Source organism: Achromobacter colocynthidis (assembly GCF_057334535.1).
Genome location: NZ_JBHFIZ010000027.1, coordinates 1 through 19,585, shown reverse-complemented (window position 1 = coordinate 19,585; position 19,585 = coordinate 1). Strand labels below are relative to the sequence as shown.

Here is a 19,585-nt window from a genome sequence, read left to right as displayed (position 1 = left end):
TTAAACCACAGCCCCGCCAAGTGCGGGGCTTTTTATTGAGAGTCGCAAATGGCCGGATACATCACTGCCCAAGAGTTGATGGACGCGAGCGTCGATGCGGGTACTTTGGAGAAATTCTCCAACGGTGCCGTTGGTGACCCTAACATCAATCGCATCGGTAATGACGTCAGCAATCTATCGTCTATCAAGTTGGAGGCACTTCAAGCAGCCGCTAGCGCCGCGAACCTGAAGACCTACCTGACACGGGCGTCAATGAATGCCGACACGTCTCAGTCGGTCGGTACGCCAGGTCAAGTCACGAACGACTCTACGCCGGCGAATAATCAGTATTACGTCTGGAACGGTTCAGCGTGGGCGGTTTCCGGATTACAACCGGCCAGTCTCGCCGCTTTTAATGCGCTGAACGCCCTGGCTGTCAACCGGGGTAAGCCGTACCCTCTGCGGTCGGCCAGTCGGTCTGGCACCGTTTCGGCCGAGATGGCACCGTTCAGCAACTTGATTCTATCGGTGGTCGTTCAAGGCGCAGAGGCGGGGAAGTTGTATCGAATCGCCTATCAGCGAAACGAAGCGGCGGTGGTTGGGGACTACCCATACGGCTGGATTCTCGAGGAACACAACGAAAGCGACTACGCGACGACTGATGCCGGCGCAGTTCAGATCCACCATTACTCGAATGCCGCCCCGAGTATCAACCGGTCCGGCGGAATCCAAACTGTTGTCGTGACACCCGCTTTGCGCCCGTTCTTGCGCTTCGTCATCACGGTGGATGCGGCCCAGTTGCCCGCAGCCGGCGCTTCTATTGATGCGTGGAGCGGAAACACGCGGCCCGCGTGGTCGTGGATCGTCGACCCCTCTTGCTACTCGCGGGCGATTCCGATTCGTGAAGACTCAATGTCTATCAATTCAGGCAAGTCGTTTCCGTTGGCAGTTGCAAACCGGGGTGGAACGACGTCACTCGCCAACTCTCAGATGAATGACCTGCTGCTTGACGTCCACGTTGTCAACGGTGATTCAACGAAGCTCTATCGAGTCGCGTACCAGCAGAATGGGGCGGTCCTCGGCGGCGTCAGCGCATACGATTGGATTATTGAGGAGTTCGACGCAGCGAGTTACGCGACCACTCCAGTCGCTAACGTCATCATGAGCTACACCGATTCACAGTTTGGCCCGCAGGAGCAAATCACGCGATCCGGGGGGATTCAAACGGTGCGCCTCTTTCCTCCGTCGCGTCCAGGCTTGCGAATCGAAATCACATGCGACGCAAGTAAATTGCCCGCCGAAGGTACGCCGATTAACGCCTACACGAGCAACGCTAACGCCGGATGGTCGTGGACCATTGATCGGTCGCGAGTAGATCTCCCTCGAACGTCTTCAACCCCCTCTGTAGCGTGGAATTACATCGGCATTTGGTGGGCGTACACGGCAGATAACGGCGGAACGCTTGCTGCGGTATGGCGCAGCGGCGATCGTCTCACCCGCGTAGAGTTCGGCCCCAAGGGACCTAACGGCATCCCAGATATCCGGCGAGTTTTGCGCGCGCCGTTGGGGGATCCTGCTGTTGCAACGTGGACCACTATCGTGGATACCGCCGCTGGCGGGGATTGGACCGGGCCGTTCGTTGTGGAAGCCGTGGCGGGCGGCGATGGCAGCACGACCAAGATCTACACCGGAGGAAACCACGGGTCGGACGGCGGTACGGGTGGAACCCCCACGGGTCGTAATGCTGCGTTCATCGTAATGGCCGATGGTTCCCCGGTGGTCGCCGGGTCGGCGGGCGTGTCTAGCAGCATCAAGGTTCTCTCAATCAACGAGGTCATGGCATTCAACACGGCATCGCTCGATAGGTACGTAATGCGTGAGACCTGCCGCTATGACATTTACCCTGGGCTTGTGGGAATTAAGAAACACGTACTTGCGCTTGAAGACGTGCTTGTCTTTCAGGACAACGGTCCGCAAACTTTCACGGTCGGCTATCAGTCGGGCACGTTCATCTATTACGGGAAAGCCAACACCCGAGTCGCATTCACCAGCGTGACCAATACGGGGGCTAAGGCCTCATCCCCGAATGCCTGGGCGGTTGTGTTCCAAGATGGCGAAAACGGTCAACTCGCGGCATGGATGGACCGTACGTTCGAAATTGGAGATGGCCGGCACGTCCAAGAAACATCACCCCTGATCCGTGGTGGTGGCGTAGGGAACACAAAGTTCTATCACGCTGCTGTCGTCGACGACACTGGCATCCCATTGGCTTCTGGTCAGGCCTATGAATGGCGGGGGGGCTGGGCCTGGCAGCAGATCAATGCTGTTTCGGCGAGCCTAGATTCCAGCTTGACCTTCAACCAGGGGGACGCGCGCCTTATTGCAGAGGCACGATCAACGGGTGAGACGGTCATCGTTTAAGCACCGAGCTTAATCAGCCCGCTTCGGCGGGCTTTTTTTCGTCTATAGGGGACGCGAGCATGAGCAAGTTTCAACTGTCGCAGCGCAGCCTTTCGCGGCTAGCAGGCGTGCACCCGGACCTGGTCGACGTGGTGAAGCTGGCAATTCAGCGCACCCCCGTTGATTTCCTTGTGGTGGAAGGTGTGCGCACCGTTGCCCAACAGCGCGAGCATGTCGCAAAGGGTGCGAGCCAGACCATGAACAGCTACCACCTGCCGCAGGCGGACGGCCTCGGCCACGCGGTCGACTTGGCGCCGCTGGTGGATGATGCCATCCCGTGGAACGACTGGGCCAAGTTCAAGGGCCTGGCCGACGTAGTGAAGGCCTGCGCCACCGAACTGGGTGTACCGGTGGAATGGGGCGGCGACTGGAAAATGCGAGACGGCCCTCATTTCCAGATCCCTCGCGATTGGAGGGTGCGCCGTGCAACTACCTGAAGACTTGGCGGGCGGGGGTATCGGCGGTTGGCTTGGCGCCATAGCCGCGACGATTGTGGGCGGCGGTCTGATGCTGCGCCGGTGGCTGTCAAAGGACTCGGTCGAGCGGGCGGGCGACGAGGCGCGGGTGGAGGTAATCGACATGCTGACGACGCAGCTTGCCGCGGCGAACGCGCGCGCCGACATGTTCGCCAAAGAACGGAATGATGCATATCGAGAGGTGGCCGACCTGCGAGAAAAGGTCGCCCGGCTCGAAACGCGCATGGAGCACATGCAGGCGAAACTGGAGATGATCAATGCCAATCCGAATCCGTGAGGCAATCGACCGCCTACACCGCAAGCACCCGCGCGTGGTCAGCCACGTAGAGGGGTGGGTGCTGCTGCTGCTCGTGGTCGGTGGAAGCTTTGCCATCGGCCAGTTAGTGGGGATGTCGCGCGCCGATGTGCAGGTGGCGAGCATGTCCGCAAGCCATCAAGCGGAGCAACAGCGCCTCATGGACATAAACCGCCAGATCATGCTCATCGTTCAGGAGCGGTTGCCGGCGATCACTACGTCCACCGAGCAAGCCGCCGAGAAAGTGGACCGAGCGGCAGAGGCGGCTGAGGGCGCAATCAAGGCGGCGAAGGGCGCGGCGACCAAGGCTGGAACCGCAGCGACGAAGGCTACGGCCGCGGCGAAGTCGGCCAGCACGGCGGTGCGGAAAGTGGAAGAGGCCTTGACTCCGCCGGCGCCGGCCGCGCCCGCGCGCGTCCCTGACTGGTTGAACACGCCATGATCACCGACGCTATCAAGACGCTGGCCGGATGGAAGGGTTACGCCGCGGCCCTGGTTGTTGGCGCGATCGTGGCGGGCGGGGCGGCGTGGAAGGCACAGAGCTGGCGTTACGGCGCCGAGATATCCGCAATGAAGGCCGATCAGTCGGCCGGCGTCGCCGAGTCACAGAGCAAGGCGCGCGAGATTCTTGAGCGGCGCGTGGCCGAAGTCGGTCAGATCAACGAACGGAATGCCAAGGCCGAATGGGCCGCTTATGGGGGTATGCGCAATGCGCAAGTTCAGGATGACGGCCTACGGGCTGATGTTGATGCTGGGCGCCAGCGGCTGCACGTCGCTGTCACCTGCCCCGCCGCCCGCAGTGGAGTGCCCAAAGCCGGAGCCGGCGCCCGCATGGGTGATGGAGCCCGCGCCGAACTTGATCCAGCTGCTCGATCGGATTATTTCGCCCTTCGGGCTGGAATCCGGCAAGTGACAGCGCAATTGGAGGTGTGCCAGGCAAGGCAGCGCTAGAGTCGTCCGCAGTGCTTTTCGAGTGCAGCGATCTAAGTTTGCAGCCGTTGACCAAAGCGGCTGATCCAGTCCCAGGCGAGAAGCTGCGACTCCTTATTGAAGTGATAAGGAGCAATACCCCATTGGTGGTCGTCCGGACAGGACAACGACGCACCGTAATCGATAAATTGGTTGTGGGGTAAACGACGTTCCTGAACGTCATAGATTCTGGAAAGGTTGGTATTCAGGCGATCGACCCAGCTGCCACTGAAGTGCACGCCATTGACGGTCTCCGGCTGACACAGGACTCGATTGATAACCACCTTGTGTAGCAAACCCCGACCTTCAAAGCCATCAAGGAGCCTGTTCCAGCCGTCGACCCAATGCTCCATGAACTCTTGCGAGCCGGCTCTGATCACTCGCCCATCGACCTGAGCGCTGCCGACAGCCGTCTGCAGTTCATTTGAATTTGTACAGATTCCGTCAGGAGTCTGAATTAGATCGAATCGATCATCAATGGAATCGATGAGATAGACATCAGCATCGCACGCATCGATTTCGGCGGCAGCCGTCTTGGCGATATCCATGCCGACCAGCTTCGCCTGAAAAGGCGACTTTAGATTCTGGCTGTAGACATCCAAGAAAGGAGACGATGCGTAGATGGATGCCAGCGAATTGCGGGCGATATACAGCACGACCTCCGCTTCTTCTTTGCGGACGTGGTTGAAAATATCCCGGGACACGCAACTCCCAATGATGCACACTCGCATTTTCTGGCCTTAGCCCCGTGCTGCTTGTGCCGGGCGCATCATGCTTATGGTTTCCTCGAACATTTCAGGCGGTTCCGACATGCGGCTTCTGCAAGGACTGTTGCTGCTCAGCGTCCGAATCAAAATCGAACATCGAGGCTGGAGCGGTGGCGTCGAAAGACGAACCGCCGCAATGCTCGCACGACGAGGGCGAGCGTGCAGGATCGTCGGAGCCCCATTGCTGATGCCCACAAGAAACGCAACGCATAAAGGCTGTCATGTCGTAACTCGAAGAGAGCGGTGCGCAGATCTGACCGCTTGCTGACTGATAGAAGGATGAATTCGGCGGTATGGTAGCAGCGTTACGGACAGCACGCACTGTCAGGCACCATTTCCCAACCCGATATGCTCCGCGCGCTTGGCCGCCCAGAACCAATGACTGTGCTTGGCGCGTTTCAGCTTCTGCTTGCGGAAGGTGATGCGCACGGCGCCCAGGTGGCCGGCCTCTATCTCCACCTTGTAATCCCGATCCTCGGCGGTGGCCGCTGGCGGCAGCGTCTGGGATGCCTGGGCGATGAATGGGCCGGGGACCTGGGCTAGGATTCCGTTGTCAGTCATGGTGTCTTCTTAGGATGCGGCGCGCAGTGCCGCCAGGGCGTTGCGGGCGGGGGAAGTTTGCACGACGTCCTCGCCGCGACACTTCATCAGGTGGTCGGCCCACAGCGCCAGGGCTTCTCGCCGTTCCTTCCAGTAGCTGTATTGGTCGTAGATCCCCTCTACGCCCTTGAGCTTGTGGTTCAGGCACATTTCCGAGATATCCCGGTCGACGCCCAGCGCGCGCATGTGCGACTTCGCTGTAGAGCGCAGGTCGTGGGGGGTGAACCGGCGGACGTCGGGCTTGGCATTCTCAAGCCAGTAGCCGATGGCACCCCAGCCCGCATCCTTGCCAACTGGGGCATCGCCGCCGTTCTTCCGGAGCCGGGCCACCGAGCGCGCCGGCACGATAAACCTTGAGTCCAGCGCCAGCACGTCCAGCTCGCGGAACCACTCCATGACGCTCGGCGCCAAAGGGATGTCCATGGCGGGCCCAGTCTTGGATGCCGGGATATGCCAGACGCCGGCGCCCAGACGCTTGATTGTGTGCTCGTCCGTGCGCACATGCTCGCGCAGCGCGGTGGTGAATTCGGACACCCGCACGCAGGTGGCCATGACAATCCATACGCTAAGCTGGTTCTGACGGTTCATGCCGGCGGCGCGCATGACAAGGGATAGCTCTTCGTCGGTCAGCATGAGCCTGACCTTGGGCTTTGGGCGCTTGCCGATCAGGGATTCCAGGCTGATGCCCATGGCGGGGTTGACCTGGATGATGTGTTGGCCGGCGGCGTGCTTGAATACCTCACGGGTGATGATGTATAGGGCTTCTGTCTCGCGCCAGCCGCCCGTGTCCGTAGTGAAACCGCCCTTTGTCGCGCGGATGACATCGATGACATCGCCCGGCGCGAGACCTTCGACCGCGCGCCCACGCCAAGCCTTGACGATCCGGCGCAGTTGGCGCTCGTACAGCGTCTGACTGTTGGGCGCCAGGTGGCGCAGCACCTTGGCGCGGTAGTCGTCCACCAGCCAATCTATGGTCTTGGCGGTGCGGGCCTTCTGCTTGGCCTCGCGCTTGTCGGCCGCCGGGTCCTTGCCGGCATCGATCATGGCGCGCAGCCGTCCGGCTTCCTTGCGGGCTTCGGCCAGGCTGATGTCCGGGTAGTTGCCGATGGTCGCCTCGGCACGGCGCCCCGGCATGCGGTAGCGCAGCACCCAGGTGGCGGTGCCGGACTTCGAAAGGGTGAAGGTCAGCCCCCCGCCGTCCGACTTGGCCACCGGCACGCCGGCGCGGATCCAGTTCTTGATATGGACGTCGGCCAATTGGCCTTGCAGTACGCGCTTTGTCGCCATGACTCCCTCATTTGGGTAGCTGGGGCATCTGGCTACCCACCTAGCTACCCACATTTTGCGAGATGGGAGGATAGCTCGTGAGAAGCCCAGAAAGAAAGCCGCAAGGATTTATGCGGCTTTCAGGGGATATCTGATAAGTGGTGAGAAGCCCAGAACATCATACGAGGATTATGTCGTATTTTTCCTGCGAATACGTGCTCTCGACTTCCAGCGACACGCGCTTGCCAACAAAATCACCCAGCATGGCCAGGTGCTGGCTTTCTTCTTCCAGGAACAAATCCACGACATCTTGCGAGGCCAGGATGCGGAATTCCTTCGGATTGAATTGCCGCGCCTCGCGCAGTATTTCGCGCAGGATCTCGTAGCACACGGTGCGCGGCGTGCGCACATTGCCCCGCGATTCGCACATGGGGCAGGGCTCGCACAACTGATGCGCAAGCGAATCCCGCGTGCGCTTGCGCGTCATTTCCACCAAACCCAGTTGCGTGAAGCCATTGACCGTCATGCGCGTGCGGTCACGCGACAGCGCCTTTTTCAGTTCAGCCAGCACGGTGTCGCGGTGCTCCTGTTCTTCCATATCAATAAAGTCCAGGATGACGATGCCCCCCAGGTTGCGTAAACGCAGTTGCCGGGCAATGGCCTGGGCCGCTTCCAGATTCGTCTTGAATATGGTGTCGTCGAAATTGCGGCCGCCCACAAAACCGCCGGTGTTCACGTCCACCGTGGTCAACGCTTCGGTTTGGTCGATGATCAGGTAGCCGCCCGATTTCAAGTCCACCCGACGGGACAGCGCACGCGCGATCTCGTCGTCCACATTGGCGGTATCAAACAACGGGCGCTCGCCGCTGTAATGTTGGATGCGGTCCACCACGGATGGCGTGTAGATGCGCGCCCATTCCAGCATCGCCGAGCTCGTCGTGCGCGAGTCCACCAGGATCGTACCGGTGTGGGGCCCGACCATATCGCGCAAGACCCGTTGCGCCAGCGTCAGATCCTGATGCAGAAGGGGGGGGGCGGGCTGGGTGCGCGCGGCTGCCTGCACACTCGTCCACAGCTTGCGCAAGTATTCCAGGTCGGCGGTCAGCTCTTCATTGTTGGCCCCTTCCGCCTGGGTTCGCACAATGAAACCGCCTTTTTCCTCAGGCGGCATCAGCGCCTGAAGCCGTTCCCGCAGTTGGATGCGCTCGGACTCGGTATCGATCTTCTGCGAAATACCAATATGCGGGTCGTGGGGCAGGTAAACCAGCATGCGCCCAGCCATGCTGATCTGCGTCGACAGGCGCGCGCCCTTGGTACCCAGCGGATCCTTGACCACCTGAACCATGAGGGTCTGTCCCTCGAACAGCAGCTTCTCGATAGGCGTGGGAGTCAATCCCTGGCTGCGTTCGCCCCGGTTTTCACGCAGGTCCGCAATATGGATGAACGCGGCGCGTTCAAGCCCAATATCAATGAACGCGCTTTGCATGCCCGGGAGCACACGAACCACGCGACCCAGGTAGATGTTGCCAACATGGCCCCGCTGGATGCTGCGTTCCACATGCAGCTCCTGTACTGACCCCTGTTCCACCAGCGCAACGCGGGTTTCAAACGGGGTCACATTGATCAGGATATCTTCGCTCTGGGCGATGGCTGGGGGCATAGCGTGCTCGTCTCCAAGTAGGTGCGGCGTACAGGCGAATAGTAAACGTACCCCAACGCTAGGCAAGTCCGGCGGAAGACTATCTATATATAGAGGGGGTGGCGTGATGCGCCTGGCGATTACGGCGCTTGGTCTTCCCGCAGGGCGGGCCGTCTTTGAGGATTCACACAACTTTCTTGCAGAGCTGGCGGGACAGCCCAAAAACTTGTGCTATAGTCTCGCTCCTTCGCAGTTCAGGCAGTTTTTGAACCGCGAAGCCAAGCAAGCGCAACAGGTCACCCGGCAAGCGATCCGCAAGGAAACCTACCCCGGCCTGCCGCTAAGCAGCCAGTAGTAGTTATGCCGGCAGCCAAGCGGTTATTGCAAGGATTGCAGCAAATCAGGCAAAAGCCAGTTGCGCAATCTGCAAAAATCGTGCTATAGTCTTTGGCTTGGCTGGTGATGACGAATCGGGGTTTACCCGGATCAATATCGCAAGCCACCTGGTTCAGTAACCAACCTCTGGATTCCAGAGCCAACGCAAAGCGTAAGCGAGCGGCGGGGTTGCAAGATAGGATGCAAATTAGGCAAGAGCCGGTTGCATAATCTGCAAAAGTTGTGTTATAGTTTCAGGCTTGGCAGTTGCCGAAAACTTAGGGTTAACCCGAATGGGTGTCCTGATGTTTCGATAGCTGCTAAGAGGGGGTGATCTGAAGAGGTCGCAAGCAAGAAAGCGGTGGCGCGAAAGCGAACGAAGCTGACTTGACAAGCGATAAAAACTTCTTCATAATCTCGCCTCTCTGCTGCTGAAAACAGCGAGCGACGCAAGGCGAAAGCCGCAGCGAAGCGAGCAAGTTCAGTAAGTGGCAAGAAGTTGGTAGTACAGAATTTAGCAGTACCGCTCTTTAACAATTAAACAACCGATAAGTGTGGGCGCTTGATGCGATGCACTGTGATCAAGTTGGGAGTTAAATCCTGGCTTTATCACAAGCACAATGAAATCAAGTGCTCACTAGAAGTGAAGTACCTTAGACGTCAAGTTTAAGAACATACCTCACTTCCTTTGAGTAGCGACGTATGACCTGGTTCGGATTTATTCGGACCAAGAATACGAAACAAATACAGAGATTAAACTGAAGAGTTTGATCCTGGCTCAGATTGAACGCTAGCGGGATGCCTTACACATGCAAGTCGAACGGCAGCACGGACTTCGGTCTGGTGGCGAGTGGCGAACGGGTGAGTAATGTATCGGAACGTGCCTAGTAGCGGGGGATAACTACGCGAAAGCGTAGCTAATACCGCATACGCCCTACGGGGGAAAGCAGGGGATCGCAAGACCTTGCACTATTAGAGCGGCCGATATCGGATTAGCTAGTTGGTGGGGTAACGGCTCACCAAGGCGACGATCCGTAGCTGGTTTGAGAGGACGACCAGCCACACTGGGACTGAGACACGGCCCAGACTCCTACGGGAGGCAGCAGTGGGGAATTTTGGACAATGGGGGAAACCCTGATCCAGCCATCCCGCGTGTGCGATGAAGGCCTTCGGGTTGTAAAGCACTTTTGGCAGGAAAGAAACGTCATGGGTTAATACCCCGTGAAACTGACGGTACCTGCAGAATAAGCACCGGCTAACTACGTGCCAGCAGCCGCGGTAATACGTAGGGTGCAAGCGTTAATCGGAATTACTGGGCGTAAAGCGTGCGCAGGCGGTTCGGAAAGAAAGATGTGAAATCCCAGAGCTTAACTTTGGAACTGCATTTTTAACTACCGAGCTAGAGTGTGTCAGAGGGAGGTGGAATTCCGCGTGTAGCAGTGAAATGCGTAGATATGCGGAGGAACACCGATGGCGAAGGCAGCCTCCTGGGATAACACTGACGCTCATGCACGAAAGCGTGGGGAGCAAACAGGATTAGATACCCTGGTAGTCCACGCCCTAAACGATGTCAACTAGCTGTTGGGGCCTTCGGGCCTTGGTAGCGCAGCTAACGCGTGAAGTTGACCGCCTGGGGAGTACGGTCGCAAGATTAAAACTCAAAGGAATTGACGGGGACCCGCACAAGCGGTGGATGATGTGGATTAATTCGATGCAACGCGAAAAACCTTACCTACCCTTGACATGTCTGGAATTCCGAAGAGATTTGGAAGTGCTCGCAAGAGAACCGGAACACAGGTGCTGCATGGCTGTCGTCAGCTCGTGTCGTGAGATGTTGGGTTAAGTCCCGCAACGAGCGCAACCCTTGTCATTAGTTGCTACGAAAGGGCACTCTAATGAGACTGCCGGTGACAAACCGGAGGAAGGTGGGGATGACGTCAAGTCCTCATGGCCCTTATGGGTAGGGCTTCACACGTCATACAATGGTCGGGACAGAGGGTCGCCAACCCGCGAGGGGGAGCCAATCCCAGAAACCCGATCGTAGTCCGGATCGCAGTCTGCAACTCGACTGCGTGAAGTCGGAATCGCTAGTAATCGCGGATCAGCATGTCGCGGTGAATACGTTCCCGGGTCTTGTACACACCGCCCGTCACACCATGGGAGTGGGTTTTACCAGAAGTAGTTAGCCTAACCGCAAGGGGGGCGATTACCACGGTAGGATTCATGACTGGGGTGAAGTCGTAACAAGGTAGCCGTATCGGAAGGTGCGGCTGGATCACCTCCTTTCAGAGCTTAAGTGCTCGTGTTAAGCGTCCACTCTTATCGGTTGTTTGATATAGCTGGGATCAGTTGTAGGCTTGGGTCGAGGGAATCTTCCCTGGGTCTTCAGCTTCCTGACTACTGATCCGAGAAGGTTTTGGGTCTGTAGCTCAGTTGGTTAGAGCACCGTCTTGATAAGGCGGGGGTCGTTGGTTCGAATCCAACCAGACCCACCAAGTATTCTGCGATGCAGGATATGGGGGTGTAGCTCAGCTGGGAGAGCGCCTGCTTTGCAAGCAGGATGTCATCGGTTCGATCCCGTTCACCTCCACCATTGATTCTCAAATATCACTTCGGTGGTGACGTAGAGGCTAACTCATAGCGCTGTTGTCAGCGTTATGAGTTAGGTTTTACCTAACAGCTATATTCGTTCTTTAACAATCTGGAAGAAGCACAACGAAATGTACTTATTAAGTACTCGGCGCAAGTCGAAGAAAATAAGTACGGGTTGTGATTGCATTATTTTGTTCCAAGTTCTCAAGACTGAGGTGAATAACCTCAGACTGCTTTGAAACTTATGAACGGCACAAACGCTAATACTCAGGTCCTATAGCCTACAGCGTTATAGGATCAAGCGACTAAGTGCATATGGTGGATGCCTTGGCGATCACAGGCGATGAAGGACGTAGTAGCCTGCGAAAAGCTACGGGGAGCTGGCAAACAAGCTTTGATCCGTAGATGTCCGAATGGGGAAACCCACTGCAGCAATGCAGTATCCCTAGCTGAATACATAGGCTAGTGGAAGCGAACCGGGTGAACTGAAACATCTCAGTAGCTCGAGGAAAAGAAATCAACCGAGATTCCGAAAGTAGTGGCGAGCGAAATCGGAAGAGCCTTTACGTTTTAGCACGCAAGATAGTCGAACGGAATGGAAAGTCCGGCCATAGCAGGTGATAGCCCTGTAGATGAAATCTTGTGTGTGGAACTAAGCGTAAGACAAGTAGGGCGGGACACGTGAAATCCTGTTTGAAGATGGGGGGACCATCCTCCAAGGCTAAATACTCGTGATCGACCGATAGTGAACCAGTACCGTGAGGGAAAGGCGAAAAGAACCCCGGAAGGGGAGTGAAATAGATCCTGAAACCGTATGCATACAAACAGTAGGAGCCTCCTTGTGGGGTGACTGCGTACCTTTTGTATAATGGGTCAGCGACTTACATTCAGTGGCAAGGTTAACCGAATAGGGAAGCCGTAGCGAAAGCGAGTCCGAATAGGGCGATTCAGTCGCTGGGTGTAGACCCGAAACCAGATGATCTATCCATGGCCAGGTTGAAGGCACGGTAACACGTGCTGGAGGACCGAACCCACTAATGTTGAAAAATTAGGGGATGAGCTGTGGATAGGGGTGAAAGGCTAAACAAATCTGGAAATAGCTGGTTCTCTCCGAAAACTATTTAGGTAGTGCCTCAAGTATTACTGCGGGGGGTAGAGCACTGTTATAGCTAGGGGGTCATGGCGACTTACCAAACTATGGCAAACTCCGAATACCCGCAAGTACAGCTTGGGAGACAGAGCACCGGGTGCTAACGTCCGGACTCAAGAGGGAAACAACCCAGACCGCCAGCTAAGGTCCCGAATTATCGCTAAGTGGGAAACGAAGTGGGAAGGCATAGACAGTCAGGAGGTTGGCTTAGAAGCAGCCATCCTTTAAAGAAAGCGTAATAGCTCACTGATCGAGTCGTCCTGCGCGGAAGATGTAACGGGGCTAAGCGATAAACCGAAGCTGCGGGTGTGCACTTTTAGTGCACGCGGTAGGAGAGCGTTCTGTAAGCCTGCGAAGGTGGCTTGTAAAGGCTGCTGGAGGTATCAGAAGTGCGAATGCTGACATGAGTAGCGATAAAGGGGGTGAAAAGCCCCCTCGCCGTAAGTCCAAGGTTTCCTGCGCAACGTTCATCGGCGCAGGGTGAGTCGGCCCCTAAGGCGAGGCAGAGATGCGTAGCTGATGGGAAACTGGTTAATATTCCAGTACCGTCGTACAGTGCGATGGGGGGACGGATCGCGGAAGATCATCAGGGTGTTGGATGTCCCTGTTGCTGTATCGAAGATGGCGCTTAGGCAAATCCGGGCGCGTAAATCAAGGGTATGGCACGAGCGAGCATTGCTTGCGAAGTGATTGGAAGTGGTTCCAAGAAAAGCCTCTAAGCTTCAGCTGTGCGAGACCGTACCGCAAACCGACACAGGTGGACGGGATGAATATTCCAAGGCGCTTGAGAGAACTCAGGAGAAGGAACTCGGCAAATTGATACCGTAACTTCGGGAGAAGGTATACCCCGGTAGTGTGAAGCGCCTGCGCGCTTAGCATGATGGGGTCGCAGAGAATCGGTGGCTGCGACTGTTTATTAAAAACACAGCACTCTGCAAAGACGAAAGTCGACGTATAGGGTGTGACGCCTGCCCGGTGCCGGAAGGTTAAGTGATGGGGTGCAAGCTCTTGATCGAAGCCCCGGTAAACGGCGGCCGTAACTATAACGGTCCTAAGGTAGCGAAATTCCTTGTCGGGTAAGTTCCGACCTGCACGAATGGCGTAACGATGGCCACACTGTCTCCTCCTGAGACTCAGCGAAGTTGAAGTGTTTGTGATGATGCAATCTACCCGCGGCTAGACGGAAAGACCCCATGAACCTTTACTGTAGCTTTGCATTGATCTGTGAACCGGCCTGTGTAGGATAGGTGGGAGGCTTTGAAGCGTGGTCGCTAGATCACGTGGAGCCATCCTTGAAATACCACCCTGGTTTGTTTGCGGTTCTAACCTTGGTCCGTTATCCGGATCGGGGACAGTGCATGGTGGGCAGTTTGACTGGGGCGGTCTCCTCCCAAAGTGTAACGGAGGAGTTCGAAGGTACGCTAGGTACGGTCGGAAATCGTGCTGATAGTGCAATGGCATAAGCGTGCTTGACTGTGAGACTGACAAGTCGAACAGGTGCGAAAGCAGGACATAGTGATCCGGTGGTTCTGAATGGAAGGGCCATCGCTCAACGGATAAAAGGTACTCTGGGGATAACAGGCTGATACCGCCCAAGAGTTCATATCGACGGCGGTGTTTGGCACCTCGATGTCGGCTCATCTCATCCTGGGGCTGTAGCCGGTCCCAAGGGTATGGCTGTTCGCCATTTAAAGAGGTACGTGAGCTGGGTTTAAAACGTCGTGAGACAGTTTGGTCCCTATCTGCCGTGGGCGTTGGATACTTGACGGAGCCTGCTCCTAGTACGAGAGGACCGGAGTGGACGTACCTCTGGTGTACCGGTTGTCATGCCAATGGCATTGCCGGGTAGCTAAGTACGGAAGAGATAACCGCTGAAGGCATCTAAGCGGGAAACTCGTCTGAAGATTAGGTATCCCGGGGACTTGATCCCCCTAAAGAGTCGTTCGAGACCAGGACGTTGATAGGTCGGGTGTGGAAGCGCAGTAATGCGTTAAGCTAACCGATACTAATTGCTCGTGAGGCTTGATCCTATAACACTGATGGTTATTGACCTGGTGGTATAGCGTTCCAAGTGTCGTTCAATACAAAATCTGGCTGCACCGTCGGCAGCCAGCCAACACCAATTACATCCCCCTGTGCGTGATCATCGAGCTTGCCTCTGGTCACCCACACGTTGTGTTTCTTCCAAGATTGGAGCCGTTGCGCTAACCCGCAGCCGCTCAACCCGTTACGCCTGACGACCATAGCAAGGTGGTACCACTCCTTCCCATCCCGAACAGGACAGTGAAACGCCTTCGCGCCGATGATAGTGGACGGACGTCTGTGAAAGTAGGTCATCGTCAGGCTTTTATTGCGCAAAACCCCACAGGTGATCCTGTGGGGTTTTGTTTTATATAAGTGAGAACACACTCGCGTGTGGTTGTGGGTAGTAACTGCAATCACGAATGTGGTTTGTGTTCTTGTAGTGCCAGGCAGTACCCAAAGATTCGAGGGGTTGACTGATTAGTCAACCGTTCAAGCAGTTACGCTTAACGACCATAGCAAGGTGGTACCACTCCTTCCCATCCCGAACAGGACAGTGAAACGCCTTCGCGCCGATGATAGTGGACGGACGTCTGTGAAAGTAGGTCATCGTCAGGCTTTTATTGCGCAAAACCCCACAGGTGATCCTGTGGGGTTTTGTTTTATATAAGTGAGAACACACTCGCGTGTGGTTGTGGGTAGTAACTGCAATCACGAATGTGGTTTGTGTTCTTGTAGTGCCAGGCAGTACCCAAAGATTCGAGGGGTTGACTGATTAGTCAACCGTTCAAGCAGTTACGCTTAACGACCATAGCAAGGTGGTACCACTCCTTCCCATCCCGAACAGGACAGTGAAACGCCTTCGCGCCGATGATAGTGGACGGACGTCTGTGAAAGTAGGTCATCGTCAGGCTTTTATTGCGCAAAACCCCACAGGTGATCCTGTGGGGTTTTGTTTTATATAAGTGAGAACACACTCGCGTGTGGTTGTGGGTAGTAACTGCAATCACGAATGTGGTTTGTGTTCTTGTAGTGCCAGGCAGTACCCAAAGATTCGAGGGGTTGACTGATTAGTCAACCGTTCAAGCAGTTACGCTTAACGACCATAGCAAGGTGGTACCACTCCTTCCCATCCCGAACAGGACAGTGAAACGCCTTCGCGCCGATGATAGTGGACGGACGTCTGTGAAAGTAGGTCATCGTTAAGCTCTTATTTCGCAAAGCCCCGCCGGTTCCCGGCGGGGCTTTGTCTTTGGCGAAACAGACTCGTACGTGCCGGTAAAACCCATAGACAACGCCTCGTCAATCAGGCTGCAACCCGCGCCAATGCTGATTGTGCCGAAATAACAACGCCCGTAGATGGGCGTGTTTTGTGCGGTAAGATTGATCGAGTCAATTCGTTGGAGCGTTATCGTGAGTGATCCCCAGACCCCTTTGCCCGGTACAACGTTAGACCTGCGCACACTGACGCATGTGGCTTACGGTTTATTCGCCTTGGGCTTTCTGACGAGCGGAATTCTGGGCATTGCGACGTTGGCCGCTGTGGTGCTGATGTACGTGAAACGTTCGGACGCTGCCGGGACCGTTTACGCCGCCCACTTCGATTGGATGCTGCGCACGTTTTGGTGGGCGATGTTGTGGCTGGCCATCAGCGCAATTGCCATCTATATCTTCATTGGCTGGATCAGCCTGATCGCGACCATTGTTTGGGTACTGTACCGTCTGATTAAGGGTTGGCTGGCATTGTTGGATGGTGGCGCACCGACCACCTACGCTTGACCAGTAAAGAAGGCCCTTTAGACACATAGGAAGCCGGCAGAGATGCCGGCTTTTTCACGTGCGCGCGGATGCGGGCAGGTCACGCGCGCCAGAACAGCCTTGGGGCGATGTGCCGTTGCGAGGCGTGGGGTCTTCTGCATGCACCTTAGGTATCGCGTGGTGGTGGCTTCAACGACGTGAGGAAGCCTTTGCAGCAGAGATGAGTGTGCAAGTGCCTGCCGAGCTGTGGCAAGAGCCAATAGTTTTTTGGGGGAAGTGCAGGTGCGTGGCGCCAGCGGGAGATCCGAAAGATCCGGGCGACAGCAAGACGGTGCTTTGCCGCGTCCACAAGGTGTGGACTGGTATGTTGCGCGCCGAGAGTGGCGGATGCGTGAAGGTAGTGAGCTAGCCCGGCGAAAAGCCAGGGCGTCGCGACAATCCAAGAGGCAGGGACGTACGGTGTACGCCCTTTGCCTGCTTACTTCAGATGTGCGTTGACCAACTTGGTCAGTTCGAACATCGTGACCTGATCTTTGCCAAAGATCGGACGCAGCTTGGCATCGGCGTTGATGTTGCGCTTGTTGCTGGCATCTTGCAGGTTGTGCTTCTTGATGTATTCCCAGATCTTCTTGGTGACCTCGGTACGCGGCACGGCTTCCGAGCCGATGACAGCGGCCAATTCGGCGCTGGGGGTCAGGGGCTTCATGAATGCAGCGTTCGGCTTGCGCGCGGTCGCGGGTTTGGAGGTTGTGGCCATAATGCGGCGCTCCTTCTCTGGCTGTTGGAAAAATTGTCCTGCGGCCGGAGCATAACGTGTCTCTCTGGTAAAGACAAAGGCATTTATCCTCTGTAGCAACTAAAATGCGCAGATCGTCCCCTCTATCACGCCATTCTGTAACGTCCTATGTACGCACGATCTGCTTTGGAATCAATTCGGCTTTTTCACGACGAATTGACGGCGCTGCGGCGCGATTTACATGCTCACCCCGAGCTCGGTTTTGAAGAGGTCCGTACGTCCGGCATCGTGGCGGGCGCGCTGGAGGCGTTGGGGGTCGAAGTGCATCGCGGCATCGGCAAGACCGGTGTTGTGGGTGTGATCCGCGGCCGACGCTGCGACAGCGGGCGCATGATCGGCCTGCGCGCCGACATGGATGCCTTGCCCATGACCGAAGACAACGACTTTGGTCATAAGTCGACCAAGCCTGGCTTGATGCACGGATGCGGGCACGATGGTCATACCGCGGTGTTGATTGGGGCAGCCAAGTACCTGGCGCAGACGCGCAATTTCGACGGTACCGCCGTCCTGATTTTTCAGCCTGCGGAAGAAGGGCGCGGCGGAGCGCGCGCCATGCTGGAGGATGGCCTTTTCGACACGTTTCCATGTGATGCGATCTATGCCCTGCACAATTGGCCCGGGCTGCGGCCGGGTACCATCGGCATCAATCCGGGGCCGATGATGGCAGCGGCCGATCGCTTTGAAATCCAGATCACCGGACGCGGCGGCCACGGCGCGCATCCATATCAGACGATCGACCCGGTGACTATCGCGGGTCAGATCATCACCGCATTGCAGACCATTGTGTCGCGTAACGTGAACCCGCTGGATTCGGCAGTGGTGTCGATCGGCTCAATGCAGGCTGGACACCCCGGTGCGATGAGCGTGATCCCGCGCGAGGCCAAGCTGGTAGGCACCGTGCGCACATTCCGCAAGTCGGTTCAGGAGATGGTTGAGACGCGCATGCGCGAGCTGGTCACCGCCATCGCGGGCGCGTTTGGCGGTACTGCCGAACTGATCTACGAACGCATCTATCCGGCCACCCTCAACACGCCGCAACACGCTAACCTTGTCGCCGATATCGCCACCGAAATGATCGGCAAGGAAAACGTGGTGCGCGACCTGGTGCCCTCGATGGGCTCCGAAGATTTCTCGTTCATGTTGCAGAGCAAGCCGGGCGCGTATTTCCGCCTGGGCCAAGGCGGCGCCGAGTCGGGCTGCGTCCTGCACAACTCCCATTTTGATTTCAACGATGCGGTCATTCCCCTGGGCAGCGCGATGTTTTGCGCGCTGGCAGAACGGGGCATGCCGTTGGCAGAATAAGAAGCCCTTTCCATGTCTACTCAAAGCACGACTCAGCTCACGATCACCCGCCCGGACGATTGGCACCTGCACTTGCGCGATGGCGCGGCGCTGGAGGCAGTGGTGGCGGATACCGCACGGCAGTTCGCACGTGCCATCATCATGCCGAATTTGAAGCCGCCGGTGACCACCACCGAGCAGGCACTGGCCTACAGGGACCGTATCCTTCAAGCGTTGCGCAAGGCCGGCGGAAATCCGGATGCCTTCACGCCGCTGATGACGCTTTACCTGACCGATAACACGTCCGCCGAAGAGATCCGTACCGCGCATGCGTCCGGCCAGGTCTACGCGGTAAAGCTCTACCCGGCAGGCGCCACGACTAACTCGGATGCTGGCGTCACGGACTTGCTGGGCAAGTGCACCAAGGCGCTGGAAGCCTTGGAAAAGTGTGGGATGCCGCTGCTGGTGCACGGCGAAGTCACTGATCCGGCGATTGATGTGTTCGACCGCGAGGCCATTTTCGTAGAGCGCGTCATGAAGCCTTTGCGTCGCGCGTTTCCTGCCTTGAAGGTGGTGTTCGAACACATCACGACGAAAGAAGGCGCGGAATATGTGCGCGACGCAGAAGGGCCGACCGCCGCGACCATCACGCCGCAGCACATGCTGTACAACCGCAACGCAATTTTCCAGGGCGGTGTGCGTCCACATTGGTACTGCCTGCCGATCCTGAAGCGCGAGACGCATCGCCTGGCCTTGGTCGAGGCGGCGACTAGCGGCAGTCCGCGTTTTTTCCTGGGCACCGACAGCGCGCCCCATGCGCGTGGTCTGAAAGAGCATGCCTGCGGTTGCGCGGGTTGCTACACGGCGCTGCACGCGATGGAGCTCTACGCGACCGCCTTTGACGCCGTGGGCAAACTGGACAAGCTGGAAGGCTTTGCAAGCTTTCATGGCCCCGACTTCTATGGCCTGCCGCGCAACACCGGTACGCTGACGCTTGCGCGTGAGGCCTATCAGGTGCCTGAAGAGCTGGCTTTCGGCAATACGACACTGGTGCCGCTCGCCGCGGGTGAAGCATTGGCGTGGCGGGCGCACGCTTGAGTCGCTAGACGCGGGGTCTGACGGCGGGACCACTAATGTGAACGGGGGGGGGGGGGGGGTGC

At 57.1% G+C, this 19,585-nt stretch carries 14 protein-coding genes, 2 tRNA genes and 6 rRNA genes; 17 read left to right on the top strand and 5 right to left on the bottom strand.

Annotated elements, in window-relative coordinates; translation table 11 throughout:
* Nucleotides 1–48: 48 nt before the first annotated feature.
* The 5 genes from ACE04A_RS11550 to ACE04A_RS11530 are packed head-to-tail and all read left to right on the top strand — an operon-like array spanning nucleotide 49 to nucleotide 4,161.
* Nucleotides 49–2,400 carry a hypothetical protein gene (locus tag ACE04A_RS11550; RefSeq protein ID WP_448715545.1) on the top strand — a complete coding sequence of 784 codons (2,352 nt, stop codon included), beginning with the start codon at nucleotides 49–51 and terminating at the stop codon, nucleotides 2,398–2,400.
* 59 nt (nucleotides 2,401–2,459) lie between these two features.
* Nucleotides 2,460–2,876 (top strand): M15 family metallopeptidase, encoded by a 417-nt coding sequence (locus tag ACE04A_RS11545; RefSeq protein WP_448715543.1) that lies wholly within the window; start codon nucleotides 2,460–2,462, stop codon nucleotides 2,874–2,876.
* Nucleotides 2,863–3,192 (top strand): hypothetical protein, encoded by a 330-nt coding sequence (locus ACE04A_RS11540; protein ID WP_447988345.1) that lies wholly within the window; start codon nucleotides 2,863–2,865, stop codon nucleotides 3,190–3,192. The genes ACE04A_RS11545 and ACE04A_RS11540 overlap by 14 nt, the downstream gene beginning before the upstream one ends.
* Nucleotides 3,173–3,652 (top strand): hypothetical protein, encoded by a 480-nt coding sequence (locus ACE04A_RS11535; protein WP_448715542.1) that lies wholly within the window; start codon nucleotides 3,173–3,175, stop codon nucleotides 3,650–3,652. Before ACE04A_RS11540 ends, ACE04A_RS11535 begins: the two co-directional genes overlap by 20 nt.
* Nucleotides 3,649–4,161: a lysis system i-spanin subunit Rz gene (locus ACE04A_RS11530; protein WP_448715540.1), complete on the top strand. Its 513-nt coding sequence runs from the start codon at nucleotides 3,649–3,651 to the stop codon at nucleotides 4,159–4,161. The genes ACE04A_RS11535 and ACE04A_RS11530 overlap by 4 nt, the downstream gene beginning before the upstream one ends.
* A 32-nt stretch (nucleotides 4,162–4,193) precedes the next feature.
* On the opposite strand, the gene ACE04A_RS11525 is transcribed toward ACE04A_RS11530, so the two are convergent.
* The 4 genes from ACE04A_RS11525 to rng all read right to left on the bottom strand — a co-directional run bounded on the left by ACE04A_RS11525 (nucleotide 4,194) and on the right by rng (nucleotide 8,472).
* Nucleotides 4,194–4,910, bottom strand: a complete 717-nt coding sequence (locus ACE04A_RS11525; protein WP_448715539.1) for a DUF6270 domain-containing protein — start codon at nucleotides 4,908–4,910, stop codon at nucleotides 4,194–4,196.
* Nucleotides 4,911–5,270: 360 nt separating this feature from the next.
* Nucleotides 5,271–5,507, bottom strand: coding sequence for a hypothetical protein (locus ACE04A_RS11520; RefSeq protein ID WP_448715538.1), 237 nt, complete (start codon nucleotides 5,505–5,507; stop codon nucleotides 5,271–5,273).
* Nucleotides 5,508–5,516: 9 nt separating this feature from the next.
* Complete coding sequence (locus ACE04A_RS11515; protein WP_485820133.1) at nucleotides 5,517–6,833, bottom strand: tyrosine-type recombinase/integrase; 1,317 nt, start codon at nucleotides 6,831–6,833, stop codon at nucleotides 5,517–5,519.
* Between the two features lie 157 nt (nucleotides 6,834–6,990).
* Complete coding sequence (gene rng / locus ACE04A_RS11510; RefSeq protein WP_485820132.1) at nucleotides 6,991–8,472, bottom strand: ribonuclease G; 1,482 nt, start codon at nucleotides 8,470–8,472, stop codon at nucleotides 6,991–6,993.
* Between the two features lie 106 nt (nucleotides 8,473–8,578).
* Between rng and ACE04A_RS11505 the strand changes: the two genes are divergently transcribed.
* From ACE04A_RS11505 to ACE04A_RS11460, 10 genes are all read left to right on the top strand, one after another.
* Nucleotides 8,579–8,806 carry a hypothetical protein gene (locus tag ACE04A_RS11505; RefSeq protein ID WP_448715536.1) on the top strand — a complete coding sequence of 76 codons (228 nt, stop codon included), beginning with the start codon at nucleotides 8,579–8,581 and terminating at the stop codon, nucleotides 8,804–8,806.
* Nucleotides 8,807–9,581: 775 nt separating this feature from the next.
* Nucleotides 9,582–11,112 (top strand): 16S ribosomal RNA (locus ACE04A_RS11500).
* Nucleotides 11,113–11,244: 132 nt separating this feature from the next.
* Nucleotides 11,245–11,321: transfer RNA gene (locus ACE04A_RS11495), tRNA-Ile, on the top strand.
* Nucleotides 11,322–11,343: 22 nt separating this feature from the next.
* Nucleotides 11,344–11,419, top strand: a tRNA-Ala gene (locus ACE04A_RS11490).
* 294 nt (nucleotides 11,420–11,713) lie between these two features.
* Nucleotides 11,714–14,598, top strand: a 23S ribosomal RNA gene (locus ACE04A_RS11485).
* 202 nt (nucleotides 14,599–14,800) lie between these two features.
* A 5S ribosomal RNA gene (gene rrf / locus ACE04A_RS11480) occupies nucleotides 14,801–14,913 on the top strand.
* Nucleotides 14,914–15,095: 182 nt separating this feature from the next.
* Nucleotides 15,096–15,208: ribosomal RNA gene (rrf, locus tag ACE04A_RS11475) — 5S ribosomal RNA — on the top strand.
* Between the two features lie 182 nt (nucleotides 15,209–15,390).
* Nucleotides 15,391–15,503 (top strand): 5S ribosomal RNA (gene rrf / locus ACE04A_RS11470).
* A gap of 182 nt (nucleotides 15,504–15,685) precedes the next feature.
* Nucleotides 15,686–15,798, top strand: a 5S ribosomal RNA gene (gene rrf, locus ACE04A_RS11465).
* The 16S, 23S and 5S rRNA genes sit together here with 2 tRNA genes alongside, the layout of an rRNA operon.
* A gap of 151 nt (nucleotides 15,799–15,949) precedes the next feature.
* The gene (locus ACE04A_RS11460) at nucleotides 15,950–16,369 is read left to right on the top strand and encodes a DUF4870 family protein (protein WP_259252629.1); all 420 of its coding nucleotides are present in this window, start codon (nucleotides 15,950–15,952) and stop codon (nucleotides 16,367–16,369) included.
* Nucleotides 16,370–16,826: 457 nt separating this feature from the next.
* Here the strand turns inward: ACE04A_RS11460 and ACE04A_RS11455 are convergent, their stop codons facing one another.
* On the bottom strand, nucleotides 16,827–17,105 hold the full coding sequence (locus ACE04A_RS11455; protein ID WP_006217453.1) for an SWIB/MDM2 domain-containing protein: 279 nt from the start codon (nucleotides 17,103–17,105) through the stop codon (nucleotides 16,827–16,829).
* Nucleotides 17,106–17,252: 147 nt separating this feature from the next.
* On the opposite strand from ACE04A_RS11455, the gene ACE04A_RS11450 reads away from it, so the two are divergent.
* A complete protein-coding gene (locus ACE04A_RS11450; protein ID WP_259252627.1) occupies nucleotides 17,253–18,446 on the top strand; it encodes a M20 aminoacylase family protein in 1,194 nt (397 codons plus the stop codon).
* Nucleotides 18,447–18,458: 12 nt separating this feature from the next.
* Complete coding sequence (gene pyrC, locus ACE04A_RS11445) at nucleotides 18,459–19,523, top strand: dihydroorotase (RefSeq protein WP_259252626.1); 1,065 nt, start codon at nucleotides 18,459–18,461, stop codon at nucleotides 19,521–19,523.
* Nucleotides 19,524–19,585: the final 62 nt, after the last annotated feature.